The 17,874-nt window shown below is 73.4% G+C and carries 14 protein-coding genes; 10 read left to right on the top strand and 4 right to left on the bottom strand.

Features of this window, described 5'->3' with window-relative positions; all coding sequences use genetic code 11:
* Positions 1-16 precede the first annotated feature (16 nt).
* The 3 genes from CP969_RS11570 (at position 17) to CP969_RS11560 (ending at position 2,305) form a co-directional block, all read left to right on the top strand.
* A complete protein-coding gene (locus CP969_RS11570; RefSeq protein ID WP_026085261.1) occupies positions 17-604 on the top strand; it encodes an SAV_6107 family HEPN domain-containing protein in 588 nt (195 codons plus the stop codon).
* A gap of 176 nt (positions 605-780) precedes the next feature.
* Positions 781-1,614 carry a class I SAM-dependent methyltransferase gene (locus tag CP969_RS11565; RefSeq protein WP_026085262.1) on the top strand — a complete coding sequence of 278 codons (834 nt, stop codon included), beginning with the start codon at positions 781-783 and terminating at the stop codon, positions 1,612-1,614.
* A 289-nt stretch (positions 1,615-1,903) separates the two neighbouring features.
* Positions 1,904-2,305, top strand: coding sequence for a DUF3040 domain-containing protein (locus CP969_RS11560; protein ID WP_026085263.1), 402 nt, complete (start codon positions 1,904-1,906; stop codon positions 2,303-2,305).
* Between the two features lie 226 nt (positions 2,306-2,531).
* On the opposite strand, the gene CP969_RS11555 is transcribed toward CP969_RS11560, so the two are convergent.
* From CP969_RS11555 to CP969_RS11540, 4 genes are all read right to left on the bottom strand, one after another.
* Positions 2,532-4,940, bottom strand: coding sequence for a transglutaminase TgpA family protein (locus CP969_RS11555; protein WP_016826674.1), 2,409 nt, complete (start codon positions 4,938-4,940; stop codon positions 2,532-2,534).
* The gene (locus tag CP969_RS11550) at positions 4,937-6,298 is read right to left on the bottom strand and encodes a DUF58 domain-containing protein (protein WP_004989213.1); all 1,362 of its coding nucleotides are present in this window, start codon (positions 6,296-6,298) and stop codon (positions 4,937-4,939) included. The genes CP969_RS11555 and CP969_RS11550 overlap by 4 nt, the downstream gene beginning before the upstream one ends.
* Entirely contained in the window at positions 6,298-7,371 is a 1,074-nt protein-coding gene (locus tag CP969_RS11545; RefSeq protein ID WP_375137766.1) for an AAA family ATPase, read from the bottom strand. The genes CP969_RS11550 and CP969_RS11545 overlap by 1 nt, the downstream gene beginning before the upstream one ends.
* A 261-nt stretch (positions 7,372-7,632) precedes the next feature.
* On the bottom strand, positions 7,633-8,181 hold the full coding sequence (locus CP969_RS11540; protein ID WP_004989217.1) for a beta-class carbonic anhydrase: 549 nt from the start codon (positions 8,179-8,181) through the stop codon (positions 7,633-7,635).
* Between the two features lie 418 nt (positions 8,182-8,599).
* On the opposite strand from CP969_RS11540, the gene rsmH reads away from it, so the two are divergent.
* From rsmH to murD, 7 genes are all read left to right on the top strand, one after another.
* Positions 8,600-9,556 (top strand): 16S rRNA (cytosine(1402)-N(4))-methyltransferase RsmH, encoded by a 957-nt coding sequence (gene rsmH, locus CP969_RS11535; protein ID WP_004989218.1) that lies wholly within the window; start codon positions 8,600-8,602, stop codon positions 9,554-9,556.
* Between the two features lie 105 nt (positions 9,557-9,661).
* Positions 9,662-10,141: a cell division protein FtsL gene (locus tag CP969_RS11530; protein WP_109538943.1), complete on the top strand. Its 480-nt coding sequence runs from the start codon at positions 9,662-9,664 to the stop codon at positions 10,139-10,141.
* A 5-nt stretch (positions 10,142-10,146) separates the two neighbouring features.
* Positions 10,147-12,096 (top strand): peptidoglycan D,D-transpeptidase FtsI family protein, encoded by a 1,950-nt coding sequence (locus tag CP969_RS11525; protein ID WP_317984031.1) that lies wholly within the window; start codon positions 10,147-10,149, stop codon positions 12,094-12,096.
* Positions 12,097-12,324: 228 nt separating this feature from the next.
* Positions 12,325-13,872, top strand: coding sequence for a UDP-N-acetylmuramoyl-L-alanyl-D-glutamate--2,6-diaminopimelate ligase (locus CP969_RS11520; protein ID WP_016826678.1), 1,548 nt, complete (start codon positions 12,325-12,327; stop codon positions 13,870-13,872).
* A gap of 4 nt (positions 13,873-13,876) precedes the next feature.
* Positions 13,877-15,307, top strand: a complete 1,431-nt coding sequence (locus tag CP969_RS11515) for a UDP-N-acetylmuramoyl-tripeptide--D-alanyl-D-alanine ligase (RefSeq protein ID WP_004989224.1) — start codon at positions 13,877-13,879, stop codon at positions 15,305-15,307.
* Entirely contained in the window at positions 15,304-16,377 is a 1,074-nt protein-coding gene (gene mraY, locus CP969_RS11510) for a phospho-N-acetylmuramoyl-pentapeptide-transferase (protein WP_004989225.1), read from the top strand. The genes CP969_RS11515 and mraY overlap by 4 nt, the downstream gene beginning before the upstream one ends.
* Positions 16,359-17,792 carry a UDP-N-acetylmuramoyl-L-alanine--D-glutamate ligase gene (gene murD, locus CP969_RS11505; RefSeq protein ID WP_086019029.1) on the top strand — a complete coding sequence of 478 codons (1,434 nt, stop codon included), beginning with the start codon at positions 16,359-16,361 and terminating at the stop codon, positions 17,790-17,792. Before mraY ends, murD begins: the two co-directional genes overlap by 19 nt.
* Positions 17,793-17,874: the final 82 nt, after the last annotated feature.

Genomic DNA, 17,874 nt, shown 5'->3' with positions numbered 1-17,874 from the left:
CGACAGGAGGTTCGTCATGGCCAACTCGTCCGCAGCCGCCGCCCGTCGGCGCCGCACAGCAGGCCCTGCCCCCTCACTGAACGGCCCGGCGAGCGACGTCCACCCCGTGCTGCGCCGCGCCTCGGCCCCGCCCGCCGCTCTCGACCTGCTCGCCCAGGCCCGTGCCGGACTCGACGAGGCCACCGTCCTCGACACCCCCAACGAGCGCTACGCGACGGCCCACCTGGCCGCCCTGCGCACCGCCGCCGCCGTGCTCGCCGCGCGCGGCCGGCCCGAGGCCTCGCCCCGGGCCCGGGCCAGGATCAGGAGCGCCTGGGAAGTGCTCCCCGAGATCGCGCCCGAGCTCACCGAGTGGAGCGCGCTGTTCGCCTCCGGGGCCCCGCGCCGGGCCCGGGCCGAGGCGGGCATCCAGGGCGCGGCGAGCGGGCGGGACGCCGACGACCTGATACGGGACGTGGCGATGTTCCTGCGTCTGGTGGAGCGCATGCTCGTCCTCCAGCCGGTCCTTCCCCAGTCCCACGGGGACCCGGACCGGCCGGAGGGCCGCGCCCCGGGCGGGGACGCGGACGACGGCCCGGCCCGGGGCGTGCCGAACGCGGGCTGATCCCCTGTCCGCGGCGGAGTCCCCGGGGTGGCGCAGGCAGGTGACCGGGCACCGCGCCCCAGGCAATAGGGTGGAGAACGCCTGAACCCTTCCCCGCTCCGGTGCTCCGGTCCGGGGGAGGGAGCCCGATCGCTCCGCCGAGGATGAGGCGGTGCCGCGCCGAGGAGTCAACTGCCGTGCCGGATCCGATGCGCCCGCCCGCCTCTCCCCACTCGCACCCCACACCACTGCGTTCCGACCCCTCGCGGCCCCGGGCCGCTCTTCGCACCGCCGTGGTCTGGGAGGTCCTTCGGGACGCCCTGGAGCGCCGGGCCGAGGCGACGGGACGACAGGCGCTGGACGTCCTCGACACCGGCGGCGGCAGCGGCAACTTCGCGGTGCCCCTGGCCCTCCTCGGCCACCGGGTCACCGTCGTCGACCCCAGCCCCAACGCGCTGTTCGCCCTGGAGCGCCGCGCGGCCGAGGCCGGCGCCGCCGACCGGGTCCGGGGGGTCCAGGGAGACGTGCGCGGCCTCTTCGACGTGGCCGAGCGCGGCGGCTACGACGCCGTGCTGTGCCACGGCGTCCTGGAGTACGTCGACGACCCGGCCGAGGGCGTCCGCAACGCGGTGGCCGCCCTGCGCCCCGAAGGCGTCCTCAGCCTGCTGGCCGCCGGACTCGGCGGCGCCGTGCTGGCCCGGGCCCTCGCGGGCCACTTCAGGGAGGCCCGGCAGGCGCTCGGCGACCCGGACGGCCGATGGGGCGCGGGTGACCCCGTGCCGCGCCGCTTCACCGCCGAGCAGCTCACCGGGCTCGTCGAGGGCGCGGGCCTCGCGGTCGGCGCCGTGCACGGCGTGCGGGTCTTCGCCGACCTCGTTCCCGGCGCGCTCGTGGACACCGAGCCCGGAGCCCTGGACGCGCTGCTGGAGCTGGAGGCCGCGGCGGCCGAGCTCACCGCCTTCCACGCGGTGGCCACGCAGCTCCATGTGCTCGGTGAGGCACCGGGGGCCGGTGAGGCGCCCGGGGCCTGAGTGGCCACGGGTGCCGTGCCGCTGATCAGCGGCGCGTCCGGAGCCCCGGCCGCGCACGGAGTGTGCCCCGGGCCCCCCGAATGGCGGCTTGGCGCCGTATGATCGAGGGAGACCGCCCGGCATGACGGGCCGGCCGCAGGGGAAAGAGATGCCTCAGCGGGCCGGGACGTCCATGGCGGGACCGGTTGGCCAATTGGCGCAGAGGGGCGGGTTTCACGGGGGCGATTCCCTGCCTATCCTGAAGGGACCCCCCGGGTCGCCCCGGCGACTGCACGATGAGGAGGACTCCGTGCCGCTCTCGGAGCACGAGCAGCGCATGCTCGAGCAGATGGAGCGAGCGCTGTACGCCGAAGATCCCAAGTTCGCGTCGGCGCTTGAGGGAAGCGGGCTGCGTACGTACACCCGGCGGCGGGTCTACCAGGCGGTCGCGGGCTTCCTCGTAGGTATTGCGCTCCTCATGGCCGGTATGGTCGCCCAACAGGTCTGGCTCAGTGTCGTGGGATTCCTCGTGATGCTGGGATGCGCGGTCCTCGCCGTGACCGGCTGGCGCAAGGCGCCCAAGCCGGGCGAGCAGGTCGCCGGCGCCCCGGGCGCCGTCCAGGCCGGCCGCCAGGGCAGACAGCGGCGCTCCATGATGAACCGCATAGAGGAGCGCTGGCAGCGCCGTCGCGACGAACAGGGTGGCCACTAGCTCTCCGCGCCGCTCTCCGGGAAACAGCTGAAGACACGGGTCAGGGGGTGACCACCGCCGAGGTGGTCGCCCCCTGACGCATGTCCTGACGCGGGCGTAGTCCCCGGCGTGGGCGCGGTCACGCACGCGGAAGAGGGGCAAGAGGGGCGGGACGGCTCGGCCGTCCCGCCCCTCCTCCGTCCCGTTCCTCCCAGTTCCGCCCCGCTCCTCCGCCCGCCGGCCGGGCTCAGCCCTGCTGCCGCGACGGCTTGCGCCACGTCGACGGCCTGCGCCACGTCGGCCGCATCGCGAGGGCCCGTTCCCGGACGCCGGACCACCGGGCCGACACCGCCCACACCACGCGCACGGTGGAGCGCGGGGCGAAGACCGCGCGCAGCCGGGCGCCCCGGCCCGCCCCGGACCGCAGAGCGGCGGCCACCCGGCGCACGTCCTCCGTCAGCCCCGCCGTCGGCCGCGGGCGCGGCGCGTACAGGACCTGCTCGACCGCGTCGGCCACCCGGTGCACCGAGGCCGCCGCGGCCGGGTCGAGATGCCCGAGCCGCACGATCCGGGCGGCCGCCTTGCGCGGGGTCAGCGACTCGTCCGGCGGGATGCCGTGGTCCCACGCCGTGTCGCTCAGCTCCTCCCAGACGGCCAGGACGTACGGCGCCACGTCCGCCTCCGAGCGGCCGTGCGCACCCAGGCGCACCGCCCGGGTCCTCATCCGCCACAGCATCGGCGTCAGCGGCAGCACCAGGGCGGCGAGACCGGTCAGGGACCAGGCCAGCAGCGCGGGCCACTTCGGTCCGTCGTCCCCCGTGGGCAGCGCCGCCTGCGGCGACTCGCTCTCGCACGCCCCCAGCCTCCTCCGCTCCGTCGAGCAGCTCTCGCTCGGGGAGGGAGCGTCGGACGGCTCGGAGGTCGTGGCCCGGGACGGCCGGGCCGGGTCGGGCAGTGTGCTGTCCGGGGCCTCCGGCACGGTGTAGGACGGCACCGAACCACGGGTCGGGGTCGGCTCGAAGCGGGTCCAGCCCACGCCCTCGAAGTACAGTTCCGGCCAGGCGTGCGCGTCCCGCAGCCCGACCGTGATCGTGCCGTCCGCCTGCGGGGTGCCGGGCGCGAAGCCCACCGCGACCCGCGCCGGTATGCCCAGGGAGCGGGCCATCGACGCCATCGCGAAGGAGAAGTGCACGCAGAAGCCCTGTTTGTCCCGCAGGAAGCGGGCGATCGCCTGCGAACCGCTGCCGACGTCCACCTCGGTGTCGTACTCGAAGCCGCCGTTCAGCGTGAAGTACTCCTGGAGCTTGACCGCCTGGTCGTAGGCGTTGTCCGCGTCCGCGGTGACCTCGCGAGCGGTCCGGGACACCACGGCCGGCAGCGACTCGGGCAGCTCGGTGTACTCGCGCCTCAGGGCGGGCGGCGGCTCCGGGGCGCCGGCCAGCTGCTCCGGCGTGGGCTGCACCTCGAGGCTGCGCACCTCGTACGTCAGGCCGCGGGTGTTCTGGCCGTGGTCGCCGACCAGCGTCATGCCGACCGGTTCGTAGCGCCAGTCGCCCTTGACGCTCACCCCGCTCGGCGGGTACGGCATCGGCAGCCAGTCCTGGCCGTACCAGTCGGCGGTCGAGACCGTCGTGCCGATCTCCGTGCGCCTGATCTCGGTGCCGAGCCCCGCCGGGGTCGGGAACGTGCCCTCGGGCACGGTGGTGATGGAGCGCTTGGACGGCTTCCACGTGGTGCCGTCGAAGTCGTCCAGGGAGACGATGCGCAGATACAGGTCCGAGGCGTTCGCCGTCTCGGAGCGGACCGACAGGACCTGACGGTCCTCCTCCACGTTCAGCGAGTCACGCAGCGACACCAGGGGGTTCACCGCCGAGATGGTGCCGCCCCCGCCGGTGCCCGAGCCGACGCCCGCACCGGTGGCGTCCAGCAGGCCGCCGTTCATCGCGGGCAGGCCGAGCGGCACCACCAGGGCGATGCCCAGCGCGACCGCACCGATCCGCCGGCCGGTGCGCACCGGTGCGACGGCCCCGGCCGGTCTCCCGCCCGGGCCGCGCGTCGCCCCGGCGAAGACCCGCCCCCACTGGGAGAGCCGGTCGCGCCCCTCGGTGAGCAGCAGCGCCAGATAACCGGCCGCCGCCAGCAGGAACCACAGCCAGTCGACGCCGCCGTCGGACAGTCCCGCGGCCACGGAGTACAGGGCGAGCAGCGGAAGACCGGCCGGGGCCGCGCTGCGGAGGGTCACCGCGAGGACGTCCACCAGCAGCCCGATCACCAGGACGCCGCCGATCAGCATCAGCCGGATGCCGTCGGTCAGCGGCGCCGGGATCGCGTACCGGCCGACGTCGTTCCCGCCCTGCTCCAGCAGGGCGGAGAAGAACCGGAGGGCCTCCGGGCCGGGTATCAGCCCGGCGAAGGCGTGCTCACGCGCGAACAGCAGAGTCAGCAGCATCACGGTGACGAGCGCCTGCACCGCCACCGTCAGCGCACGCGCCAGCGGCACCCGGCGGGCCGCCGCGCCCACGCCCGACTGCACCGCCAGGACGATCGCCGCCTGGAGGATCCACAGGGGCGGATCGACCAGCGGCAGCAGCGCGCACGCCGCCAGCAGCGTGGCCGCCCACGCGGTCAGTGTCAGCCTTGCCTGCCCGCTGATCACGGCCCCTCCCCACCGCTCGCCGCGGCCAGGCCCGAACGCTCCCGGTCCGCCTGCCGCCACAGTTCGTCCAGCGAGGCGCCCCGCGGCACCGCCAGGGCCGTCCAGCCCGCCTCGCGCAGCATCCGCAGCCACTCCCCGCCCCGGTCCGACGGGCCGGGCACGTCGGCCGGTTCCCGCAGCCAGGTCCCGCTGTCCAGCAGGAAGGCGAGGGCGCCCCCGCTGCGCTGCCGCATCCGGGCGAGGACCGCGGCCTGCTCCTCGTCGAGATCGCCGAGGAAGGCCACCAGCAGCCCCTCGCTCCCGCCGCGCAGCACGTCGTAGGCGCGGGACAGGCCCGTCTCGTCGGAGTGGTCCACCACGGCGAGGGTGTCCATCATCAGTCCGGCCGCGTCCGCCGACTCCTGGTTGATCCCCGCGAAACCGTCGGAGCCCCCGCCGGGCACCGAGGCGCCGGTGTCGGTCAGCAGCCGCACCGAGAAGCCGCGCTCCAGCATGTGCACCAGCACGGAGGCCGCGCCCGACACCGCCCACTCGAACGCCGAGGCCGGGCCGGCCCCCTCGTAGGCGACGGCGCGGGTGTCCAGCAGCACCGTGCACCGCGCGCGCTGCGGCTGCTCCTCGCGGCGCACCATCAGCTCGCCGTAGCGCGCGGTGGAGCGCCAGTGCACACGGCGCAGATCGTCGCCGTGGCGGTATCCGCGCGGGATCACGTCGTCCTCGCCGGCCAGCGCCAGCGCACGCTGCCGCCCGTCGCCGTACCCCTTCGCCTCACCGCCCAGCCGCACCGGCGGCAGCGGCTCCACGCGCGGTATCACCGTCAGGGTGTCGTACGTGGAGAAGGACCGGGTCAGCTCGCACATCCCGAACGGGTCGGACAGGCGCAGCTGCAGCGGCCCCAGCGGATAGCGGCCGCGCAGGTCGGAGCGGACCCGGTAGGACACCTCGCGGCGGCCGCCCGCCTCCATCCGGTCCAGCACGAACCGCGGACGCGGACCGAGCACGTACGGCACCCGGTCCTGGAGCATCAGCAGGCCCGTGGGCAGCCGGGAGACGTTGTCCATCCGCAGGTGCACCCGTGCCTCGGAGCCGGCCGGGACCCGCCCGGGGGAGAGGCGGCGGCTGCCGGCGACCCGGTAGCGGGTGCGGTACAGCACGGCCGCGCACACCAGCGGCAGCACCGCCAGCAGTAACCCGACCCGCAGCAGGTCGCTCTGGCCCAGTACGTACGCGCAGATCGCTGCGGCCACACCGGCGGCCAGGAAGGAGCGCCCGCGGGTGGTCAGTCCGGACAGGGCCGTCCTGACACCGCCCCTGCCGCCCTCCTCGCCCTCCGCGTGGACGGCGCCCGCGCCGGTCATCACAGCCTCCGGGGCGGCTGCTGGCCGTAGCCCGGGCCGCCGCGGCCCAGGCCGAAGCCGCTCTGCTGCGGGGCCGACGCGGGCACCGGGGTGCGCTGCAGGATCTCCTGGACCACCTGCTCCGCGGTACGGCGGTTGAGCTGGGCCTGCGCGGTGGGCAGCAGCCGGTGGGCGAGCACGGCCACGGCGAGCGCCTGCACGTCGTCGGGCAGCGCGTACTCCCGGCCGTTCAGGGCCGCGGCCGCCTTCGCCGCGCGCAGCAGGTGCAGCGTCGCGCGCGGGGAGGCGCCGAGTCTGAGGTCGGGGTGCGTGCGGGTGGCGGAGACCAGCTCCACCGCGTACCGGCGCACCGGCTCGGCGACGTGGACGCCGCGCACCGCCTCGATCAGCTTCACGATCTCGTGCGCGTGCGCCACCGGCTGGAGGTCCTCCAGCGGGGAGACGCCGCCGTGCACGTCCAGCATCTGCAGCTCGGCCTCCGCGCTCGGGTAGCCGACCGAGACGCGGGCCATGAAACGGTCGCGCTGGGCCTCCGGCAGCGGGTAGGTGCCCTCCATCTCGACCGGGTTCTGCGTCGCCACCACCATGAAGGGGCTGGGCAGCTCGTAGGTCTTGCCGTCGATGGTGACCTGGCGCTCCTCCATCGACTCCAGGAGCGCGGACTGCGTCTTCGGCGACGCGCGGTTGATCTCGTCGCCGATCACCACCTGCGCGAAGATGGCGCCCGGCTTGAACTCGAAGTCCCGGCGCTGCTGGTCCCAGATGGACACACCGGTGATGTCCGAGGGCAGCAGGTCCGGCGTGAACTGGATCCGCCGCACCGAGCAGTCGATGGACCGCGCCAGTGCCTTGGCCAGCATCGTCTTGCCGACCCCCGGGACGTCCTCGATGAGCAGGTGCCCCTCGGCGAGCAGTACGGTCAGCGAGAGCTGTACGACCTCGGGCTTGCCCTCGATCACGCCTTCCACCGAAGCCCGCACGCGCTCGACCACGGAGGTCAGGTCGTCCCCCACCCTCGAATACGCTCGGTCGGGGGCGCCCCCATGGCTCGCACGATCGTCATAGGTCGTCACCCGGCCCTCCTAGGCCTTTCCCCGCGCTTCGGAAAGAAGCGGGGTTCCCCAAATGTCCCGGCCCGACGCTTCGCCGCGCGGACCGGCCCACCCCGAATCACGGACACCACGCGGGAAAAGTTCCGCGTGGCACCCCTCCCGCATTCTTGCCGCCGTTACCGATTCGTGTCACTCGCCTGTGGACAACCGGCGGTGATATGTCGGGCCCTGAGACCTTTGCGGAACCCGGAGTTCAGGTGATCGTCGGGGCGGACGGCCGGATCAGGCGGGGTCGATCTCGCGCAGCAGGCCGGTCTTCACGTCGAACACGAAGCCGCGCACGTCGTCGGTGTGGAGCAGGAACGGCGAGGTGCGCACGCGCTGCATCGACTGGCGCACGTCCTGGTCGACGTCCCGGAAGGCCTCCACGGCCCAGGCGGGACGCTGGCCGACCTCCATCTCCAGGTCGTGCCGGAACTCCTCGGTGAGCGCCTCCAGGCCGCAGTTGGTGTGGTGGATGAGGACCACGCTGCGGGTGCCGAGCGCCCGCTGGCTGATGGTCAGCGAGCGGATCACGTCGTCGGTGACGACGCCGCCCGCGTTGCGGATGGTGTGACAGTCGCCCAGCTCGAGGCCGAGCGCGGCGTGCAGGTCGAGCCGGGCGTCCATGCAGGCCACCACGGCGACGTGCAGCACCGGCCGGGCGTCCATCCCGGGATCGGTGAACGCGGAGGCGTACTGCTGGTTGGCGTCGACCAGACGGTCGGTGACCGTGCCGTGGCCGACGGTGGCGCTTCCGGAGCCTGCGGGAACCGATGCAGAAGTCGTCATACTCATGACGGTAACGGCCGCCCGGGGATCGGTCCTGCTGTGAGAGGGGACAAAGAGCGTCATCGACCTGAGGTGTGAGGTAACCCACAAGGGTGGTGTGAACCCTCTCCCACAAGTGATTTCGCCCGGCCCGCGCCCTGCCCCGCAGGGCGGTCGCGACGCGCAGGCCGGTTGATTGACCGGGCGACACCGTGGACTAAAGTGACGCGAAGCGGGAGGCGAGACCATCCGCTGCACTGTTTTTCCCGGAGATCCCGGCGAGAACGCGGGATCTGCCCGCGCGCGCGGCGCGTACGTACGGCTCGGCCTCCTTCCGTTCCCGGCCGGCTGACGCTTCCGGCGCCGGCCGGCCGCCCCTTCGGGGGGAGGGCGGGAACCCGGCGGTGCGTCGTGGCCGCGCCGGACCTGAGAGGGCCCCTTGAGTCAGAGTCGACACGTCCCGGTGATGCTCCAGCGGTGCCTGGACCTGCTGGCACCCGCCCTGGAGCGGCCCGGAGCGGTGGTCGTCGACTGCACCCTCGGCCTCGGCGGCCACAGCGAGGCCCTGCTCCGGCGGTTCCCCGAGGCGCGGCTCGTCGCCCTGGACCGCGACAAGGAGGCCCTGCGCCTGTCCGGTGAGCGGCTCGCCCCCTTCGGCGAGCGGGCCACCCTGGTGCACGCCGTCTACGACGAGCTCCCCGACGTCCTCGCCCGGCTCGGCGTCCCGCGCGTCCAGGGGGTCCTGTTCGACCTCGGGGTGTCCTCCATGCAGCTCGACGAGGCCGACCGCGGCTTCGCCTACGCCCAGGACGCCCCGCTCGACATGCGCATGGACCAGACGGCCGGCGTCAGCGCCGCCGAGGTCCTCAACACCTACCCGCCCGGTGAACTCGTCCGCATCCTGCGCGCCTACGGCGAGGAGAAGCAGGCCAAGCGGATCGTGGCCGCGATCGTGCGCGAGCGCGAGAAGGAGCCGTTCACGCGCAGCGCGCGCCTGGTGGAGCTGATCCGGGACGCGCTGCCGCAGGCCGCCAAGCGCACCGGCGGCAACCCGGCCAAGCGCACCTTCCAGGCCCTGCGGATCGAGGTCAACGGCGAACTCTCGGTGCTGGAGCGGGCGATCCCGGCCGCCGTGAAGGCCCTCGACGTGGACGGGCGGATCGCCGTGCTGTCGTACCACTCCCTGGAGGACCGGCTGGTCAAGCAGGTGTTCGCGGCGGGCGCCGCCACCACCGCGCCGCCCGGCCTGCCGGTCGTCCCCGAGCGCTACCAGCCCCGGCTCAAGCTGCTCACGCGCGGTGCCGAACTCCCCACCGAGGAGGAGATCGCCGAGAACCGGCGGGCGGCCCCCGCGCGGCTGCGCGGCGCCCAGCGGATCCGGGAGGACGTCGAGTGAGGCGGACGGGGCGCCACGGAGCGCGTACGGGTGCACCGGGCGCATGAGGGGAACGGGGGACGAGCCGGACGTGCGGGTGGGAAAGACGAACTCAGGGGAGCGTGAGTGAGTAGGAAACCCGAACTGAAAGGAAGGGCGGCGCGTCTCGCGCAGCTCTTCCCCACCGGACGCGCCCAGGCGGCGCGCACCCCCTTCGTCCTCCTCGTCGTTCTGCTCCTCGGCGGCGGCCTGATCGGCCTGCTGGTGCTGAACTCCGCCCTCAGCGAGGGCGCCTTCCAGCTCGACGACCTCCAGCGGGAGACCAAGAACCTCACCGACGAGGAACAGGCCCTGCAGCGGGACATCGACGCCCACTCCGCCCCCGACGCCCTCCAGCGCCGCGCCCGCGAGCTCGGCATGGTCCCCGGCGGCGACCCCGCCTTCCTCGGCCCCGACGGAAAGGTCAAGGGCGTCCCCGGCCCCGCCTCCGCCGCCCGGGCCCCCCTGGCCCCCGCCCCCGAGGCGCCGGTCACCGGGGCCGCCCCGGAGGCCGCCACCCCGGCCCCCGCCCCCACGCCCGCCTCCTCATCGACTCCCGGCAGGTGACGGAAGTGTCCGACAGGGAACCGCCCCGCCGCCGGGTGCCCGGGCCCGCCCGCCCGGCCGCCGGACGGCGCCCCGGGCCCGGCGCCCGTCCGGCCCGCCGCCCCGGCCCGCCCCGGCCCGGGGCCCCGAAGGCCATCCGGCTGGGCAGCCCGCGCCCCCGCCTGCGCCTGGTCGGCGTGCTCCTGACCCTGGTCCTGCTCGCCTTCGTCGTGCGCCTGGTCCAGGTGCAGGCCGTCGACGCGAGCACGTACGCCGCCAAGGCCGAGCGGAACCGCTACGTCGGCCAGGTGCTGGCCGCCGAACGCGGCGAGATCACCGACCGCAGCGGCGTGGCCCTGGCGACCAGCGAGGACGCCTACGACATCACGGCCGACCCCACGATGTTCACCCAGGACGAACTGGAGATCGCCGACGGCCCCGAACGGGCCGCCGCCCTCCTCGCCCCGATCCTCGGCCAGGACCAGGAGAAGCTGGCCGCGAAACTGCGCCCCGAGAACAAGGCCCTGCGCTACGTCAAGCTGGCCGGCCGCCAGACCCCGCAGGTCTGGAAGCAGATCAAGGACCTGAAGTCGGCGCTGGCGAAGAAGGCGGGCAGCGACGACTCAGCGGCCAACGTCCTCGCCGGTGTCTTCTCCGTGCCCACCAGCAAGCGGGTGTACCCCAACAACGAGCTCGCCGCCGGGATACTGGGCTGGGTCAACGCCGAGGGCAGGGGCGGCGGCGGCATCGAGCTCCAACTGGACAAGCGGCTCGCCGGCAAGGACGGCGAGATCCGCTACGCCCAGTCCGGCGGCCGGCTCGTCCCGACCGCGGGCTCCACCGAGACCCCGGCCGTGCCCGGCAGCGACATCGAGCTCACCATCGACCGCGACATCCAGTGGGCCGCGCAGAACGCCATCAGCAAGCAGGTGGAGGAGTCCGCGGCGGACCGCGGCTACGTCATCGTCCAGGACACCCGCACCGGCGAGGTCCTCGCGATGGCCAACGCGCCCGGGTTCGACCCCAACGACCTCTCCGAGGCCGAGCCGGAGGCGCTCGGCAACGCGGCCGTCCAGGACGCCTTCGAACCCGGCTCCACCGCCAAGGTGCTGTCGATGGCGGCCGTCCTGGAGGAGAACGTCGCCGCACCCGGGACGCACGTCGTGGTGCCCAACCGGCTGCACCGCGGCGACCGGCTGTTCAAGGACGACATCGACCACCCCACCTGGTACCTGACGCTCAACGGCGTGCTCGCCAAGTCCAGCAACATCGGCACCATCCTGGCCACCGGCCAGCTCGGCAAGACCCAGGCCCAGGCCAACAAGGTCCTCTACGACTACCTCCGCAAGTTCGGTCTCGGCAGCCTCACGGGGCTCGGCTTCCCCGGCGAGACCAAGGGCATCCTCGCCCCGCCCGACACCTGGTCGACCTCGCAGCAGTACACGATTCCTTTCGGCCAGGGCGTGTCCGTCAACGCCATGCAGGCCGCCTCCGTCTACTCGACCATCGCCAACGGCGGCGTCCGCGTGGAACCCACGCTGGTGCGCGGCTCCACGGGGCCCGACGGGCGCTTCACGCCCGCCCCGAAGCCCGAGAGGACGCGGGTCGTCAGCGAGAAGACGGCGAAGACGCTCGCCCGGATGCTGGAGTCGGTGGTGGACGACGAGGAGGGCACCGGCACCAAGGCGCGCATCCCGGGGTACCGGGTCGCGGGGAAGACGGGCACCGCCAACCGCGTGGATCCGGCCACCGGCAAGTACCACGGCTACACCTCGTCCTTCGCCGGCTTCGCCCCCGCCGACAAGCCGCGGATCACCGTCTCCTGCGTCATCCAGAACGCCACCCGGGGCAGCTACTTCGGCGGCCAGATCTGCGGTCCCGTCTACAAGCAGGTCATGGAGTTCGCCCTGAAGACGCTCCAGGTGCCGCCGACCGGCGCCGCACCCGCCAACCTACCGGTCACCTTCACACCCTGATCAGCACCGATCCCGCACCGAGCCACCAGGAACCACCCCGTGACGACGACCACCCCCGGCCCCGGGAACCAGGACGCCCCCCGTCCTTCGCCCTCCAGCCTCCCGCCACCACCCCCGCCGGACCGCGCTGCGCCCGGGCCCCTCTTTGGCCCGGAAGCGGGTACGCCCGGTACGCTCACCGCCGTGCCACACGCTGATCAGTCCCAAATCACCCAGAAGGGCCATCCCGTGACCTATCCGGGACCGCCCCGGCCGGCGCAGGTGTCCGCCACACCTCTGGCGGAACTCGCCGACCAACTGGGTCTCCCCGCGCCGGAGCGGAACGCCGAGGTCACGGGCATCACCCACGACTCGCGCGCCGTCCGCCCCGGCGACCTGTACGCCGCCCTCCCCGGCGCCCGCGCGCACGGCGCCGACTTCGTCGCCCAGGCCGCCGGCCTCGGCGCGGTCGCCGTGCTCACCGACCCGTCCGGCGCCGAGCGCGTCGCCGCGACCGGGCTGCCCGCGCTGGTGGTCGACGACCCGCGCGCGCGGATGGGCGAGCTGGCGGTGACCATCTACGGCCACCCGGGCCGCGACCTGCTCCAGATCGGCATCACCGGCACCTCCGGCAAGACCACCACCGCGTACCTCGTCGAGGGCGGTCTCAAGACCGCCCGCGGCACGGACGAGGGCGGTGGCGGGCGACGGGTGGGACTCATCGGGACCGTCGAGATGCGCATCGGCGAGGAGCGCATCAAGTCCGAGCGCACCACGCCCGAGGCCACCGACCTGCAGGCGCTGTTCGCCGTCATGCGGGAACGCGGCACCGACGCCGTCGCCATGGAGGTCTCCAGCCACGCCCTGGTCCTCGGCCGGGTCGACGGCTGCGTCTTCGACATCGCGGTCTTCACCAACCTCAGCCCGGAGCACATGGAGTTCCACTCCGACATGGAGGACTACTTCCGGGCCAAGGCACAGCTGTTCACGCCGGAACGCAGCAGGCTCGGCGTGGTCAACGTCGACGACGAGTACGGCCGCCGCCTCGCCAAGGAGGCCGGCGTCCCGGTCGTCACCTACTCCGCCGAGGGCCACCCCGACGCCGACTGGCGCACCGAGGACGTCCGGGTCGGCCCGCTGGACTCGTCGTTCACCGTGATCGGCCCCGAGGACCAGCGGGTCGCCGCCCGGTCGCCGCTGCCGGGCCCCTTCAACGTGGCCAACACCCTCGCCGCGATCGTGGCGCTGGCCGCCGCCGGCCTCGACCCGCAGGCCGCCGCCGACGGCGTCGCCGCCGTGCCGGGCGTGCCGGGCCGGCTGGAGCGCGTGGACGCCGGGCAGCCGTACCTCGCGGTGGTCGACTACGCCCACAAGACCGACGCCGTCGAATCGGTGCTGCGCGCCCTGCGCAGGGTCACCGAGGGCCGGGTGCACGTGGTGCTCGGCTGCGGCGGCGACCGGGACATCACCAAGCGGGCCCCGATGGGCGCAGCCGCCGCGCGGCTCGCCGACACCGCCGTACTGACCTCCGACAACCCCCGCTCCGAGGACCCCCTCGCGATCCTCGCCACCATGCTCCAGGGCGCGGCCTCCGTCCCCGCCCACGAGCGCGGCGAGGTGCAGGTCTTCGAGGACCGGGCCGCCGCGATCGCCGCCGCCGTGGCCCGGGCGCGGCCCGGCGACACCGTGCTGGTCGCGGGCAAGGGCCACGAGCAGGGGCAGGACATCGCCGGGGTGGTGCGTCCCTTCGACGACCGCCAGGTGCTTCGCGAAGCCATCAAGAAGACCCAGGGATGAACTTGTGATCGCCCTCTCCCTCGCCGAGATCGCAGAAGTCGTCGGCGGGCAGACGCACGACATACCGGACCCCTCCGTCCAGGTCACCGGGCCAGTGGTCCGGGACTCACGGGAGGCGGGTCCGGGCAGCCTCTTCGTCGCCTTCGTCGGCGAGCGCGTGGACGGCCACGACTTCGCGGCGCGGGTCGTCGAGGCGGGCGCGGCCGCGGTGCTCGCCTCCCGTCCGGTCGGCGTGCCCGCGATCGTCGTCGAGGACGTCCAGGCGGCCCTCGGCGCCCTCGCCCGGCACGTCGTCGGACGGCTCGGCACCACCCTCGTCGCGCTCACCGGCTCGGCCGGCAAGACCAGCACCAAGGACCTCATCGCCCAGGTGCTGCAGCGCCACGGGCCCACGGTCTTCACCCCCGGCTCGCTCAACAACGAGATCGGGCTGCCGCTCACCGCGCTCACCGCCACCGAGGAGACCAAGTTCCTCGTGCTGGAGATGGGCGCCCGTGGGATCGGCCACATCCGCTACCTCACCGGTCTGACGCCCCCGAGGGTCGGACTCGTCCTGAACGTCGGCTCCGCCCACATCGGCGAGTTCGGCGGCCGCGAGCAGATCGCGCAGGCCAAGGGCGAGTTGGTCGAGGCCCTGCCCCCGGCCGAGGAGGGCGGCGCCGCGATCCTCAACGCGGACGACCCCCTCGTACGGGCCATGGCCTCCCGTACGAAGGCGAAGGTGATCCTTTTCGGAGAGTCCGACGAAGCGGACGTTCGGGCCGAGAACGTGCGACTCACGGACAGCGGACAGCCCTCCTTCAGACTTCACACACCCTCCGGTGCATGTGATGTGACCATGCGCCTGTACGGTGAGCATCACGTGTCGAACGCGCTCGCCGCGGCCGCCGTCGCCCACGAGTTGGGCATGCCCGCAGACGAGATCGCCCGCGCACTCTCCGAGGCGGGCTCCCTCTCCCGCTGGCGGATGGAGGTCACCGAGCGCCCGGACGGCGTGACGGTCGTCAACGACGCCTACAACGCGAACCCCGAGTCCATGCGGGCCGCCCTGCGCGCCCTGGCAGCGATGGGCAAGGCCTCACAGGCAAAAGGGGGACGCACGTGGGCGGTGCTCGGCAAGATGGCCGAGCTCGGGGACGAGGCGCTCGCCGAGCACGACGCGGTCGGACGGCTCGCCGTCCGGCTCAACGTCAGCAAGCTCGTCGCGGTCGGTGGCAGGGAAGCCGCCTGGCTGCAACTGGGCGCATATAACGAGGGTTCGTGGGGTGAGGAGTCGGTGCACGTGTCCGACGCACAGGCGGCGGTCGACCTGTTGCGCAGCGAGTTGCGCCCGGGAGACGTCGTACTCGTGAAGGCGTCCCGTTCGGTCGGACTCGAGAGCGTGGCGCAGGCGCTGCTCGAGACCGGTGCCGAGGGTGAGGTCGCCGCCCGATGATGAATCAGATCCTGTTCGCAGGCGTCATCGGCCTCTTCCTGACGCTGATCGGCACTCCGCTGCTGATCAAACTGCTCGCGCGCAAGGGGTACGGCCAGTACATCCGTGACGACGGCCCGCGCGAGCACGCCAGCAAGCGCGGTACGCCGACCATGGGCGGTATCGCCTTCATCCTGGCGACGGTCGCCGCCTACTTCCTCAGCAAGGTGATCACCGGCAAGTCGCCGACGTACTCGGGCCTGCTGGTGCTGGGCCTGATGGTCGGCATGGGCATGGTCGGCTTCCTGGACGACTACATCAAGATCGTCAAGAGGCGTTCGCTGGGTCTGCGGGCCAAGGCGAAGATGGCCGGCCAGCTGATCGTCGGCATCGCCTTCGCGGTGCTCTCCCTGCAGTTCGCGGACTCCCGCGGCCAGACCCCGGCCTCCACGAAGCTGTCGTTCATCACGGACTTCGGCTGGACCATCGGCCCGGTGCTGTTCGTCGTCTGGGCGCTGTTCATGATCCTCGCGATGTCGAACGGCGTGAACCTGACCGACGGTCTGGACGGTCTCGCCACCGGCGCCTCCGTCCTCGTCTTCGGCGCCTACACCTTCATCGGCGTCTGGCAGTTCCAGGAGTCCTGCGCCAACGGCGAGACGCTGACCAACCCCAACGCCTGTTACGAGGTGCGCGACCCGCTCGACCTCGCCGTCGTCTCCGCCGCGCTGATGGGCGCCTGCCTCGGCTTCCTGTGGTGGAACACCTCCCCGGCCAAGATCTTCATGGGCGACACCGGTTCGCTGGCGCTCGGCGGTGTGCTCGCGGGTCTCGCGATCTGCTCCCGCACCGAGCTGCTGCTCGCCATCCTCGGTGGTCTGTTCGTCCTCATCACCATGTCGGTGGTCATCCAGGTCGGCTCCTTCCGGCTCACCGGGAAGCGGGTCTTCCGGATGGCACCGCTCCAGCACCACTTCGAACTCAAGGGCTGGTCCGAAGTGCTCGTGGTGGTCCGCTTCTGGATCATCCAGGGCATCTGTGTGATCGTCGGACTGGGCCTCTTCTACGCGGGATGGGCAGCGGAAAAGTGACCTCGTCGGCGCCCTCGGAATTCCGGGGCAAGCACATCACCGTCGCCGGGCTCGGCGTCTCCGGCGTCCCGGCGGCGAAGGTGCTGCACGGCCTCGGCGCGCACGTCACGGTCGTCAACGACGGCGACGACGAACGCGCCCGGGCCCAGGCGGCCGAGCTGGAGCAGCTCGGCGTCACCGTCCGCCTCGGCGACGGCGCGACCCTGCCCGAGGGCACCGACCTCATCGTCACCGCACCCGGCTGGAAGCCCGACAAGCCGCTGTTCGCCGCCGCCGAGCGGGCCGGCGTCCCCGTCTGGGGCGACGTCGAGCTCGCCTGGCGGCTGCGCCGCCCCGACTCCGCCCCCTGGCTCGCGGTCACCGGCACCAACGGCAAGACCACCACCGTCCAGATGCTCGCCTCCATCCTGGAGGCGGCGGGCCTGCGCACCGCGGCCGTCGGCAACATCGGCGTCTCGCTGCTGGACGCGGTGCTCGGCGAGGAGGAGTACGACGTGCTCGCCGTGGAGCTGTCCAGCTACCAGCTCCACTGGGCACCCTCGCTGCGCGCCCACTCGGCCGTCGTGCTGAACCTCGCCCCCGACCACCTCGACTGGCACGGCTCCCTGCAGGCGTACGCCGCCGACAAGGGCCGCATCTACGAGGGCAATCGTGTCGCCTGCGTCTACAACGTCGCCGACAAGGCCACCGAGGACCTGGTCCGCGAGGCCGACGTCGAGGAGGGCTGCCGCGCCGTCGGGTTCACCCTGGGCACGCCGGGTCCCTCCCAACTCGGCGTCGTGGAGGGCATCCTGGTCGACCGCGCCTTCGTCGAGGACCGGTACAGGAGCGCCCAGGAGCTCGCCGAGGTCTCCGACGTCAACCCGCCCGCCCCGCACAACGTCGCCAACGCACTCGCCGCCGCGGCCCTCGCCCGCGCCTTCGGGGTGCCCGCGACGGCCGTGCGCGACGGCCTGCGGGCCTTCACCCCGGACGCCCACCGCATCGCGCACGTGGCCGACGTGGACGGCGTCGCCTACGTCGACGACTCCAAGGCCACCAACACGCATGCCGCCGAGGCCTCGTTGGCGGCGTACGAGCCGGTGGTGTGGATCGCGGGCGGTCTGGCGAAGGGCGCGACCTTCGACGAACTGGTCGCGGGGGCGGCGAAGCGGCTGCGCGGTGCCGTCCTGATCGGCCGGGACCGCGCCCTGATCCGCGAAGCCCTCGCGCGACACGCCCCCGAGGTGCCGGTGGTCGACCTCGACCGGACCGACACTGGGGCGATGCTCCAGGCTGTCCAGGAGGCGCGGCGGCTCGCACGGCCCGGCGACACGGTACTGCTCGCCCCGGCCTGCGCCTCGATGGACATGTTCGCCAACTACAACAGGCGCGGTGAGGCGTTCGCCCAGGCGGTGCGCGAACTCGGCGCCTGACCCGGCCGCCTGCGCCGGGCGACCTTGGGAGGGACGTGTGGGACCGTCGAGGCCCTGTCCGGCGTACACCTGTCCGGCGCGC

Origin of the sequence: Streptomyces viridosporus T7A, assembly GCF_008704515.1 — a bacterium.
In the GTDB taxonomy this organism is placed as follows: domain Bacteria; phylum Actinomycetota; class Actinomycetes; order Streptomycetales; family Streptomycetaceae; genus Streptomyces; species Streptomyces viridosporus.
The sequence above is the reverse complement of the archived record's forward strand: the minus strand, read 5'-3'. Positions and strand labels throughout refer to the sequence as shown.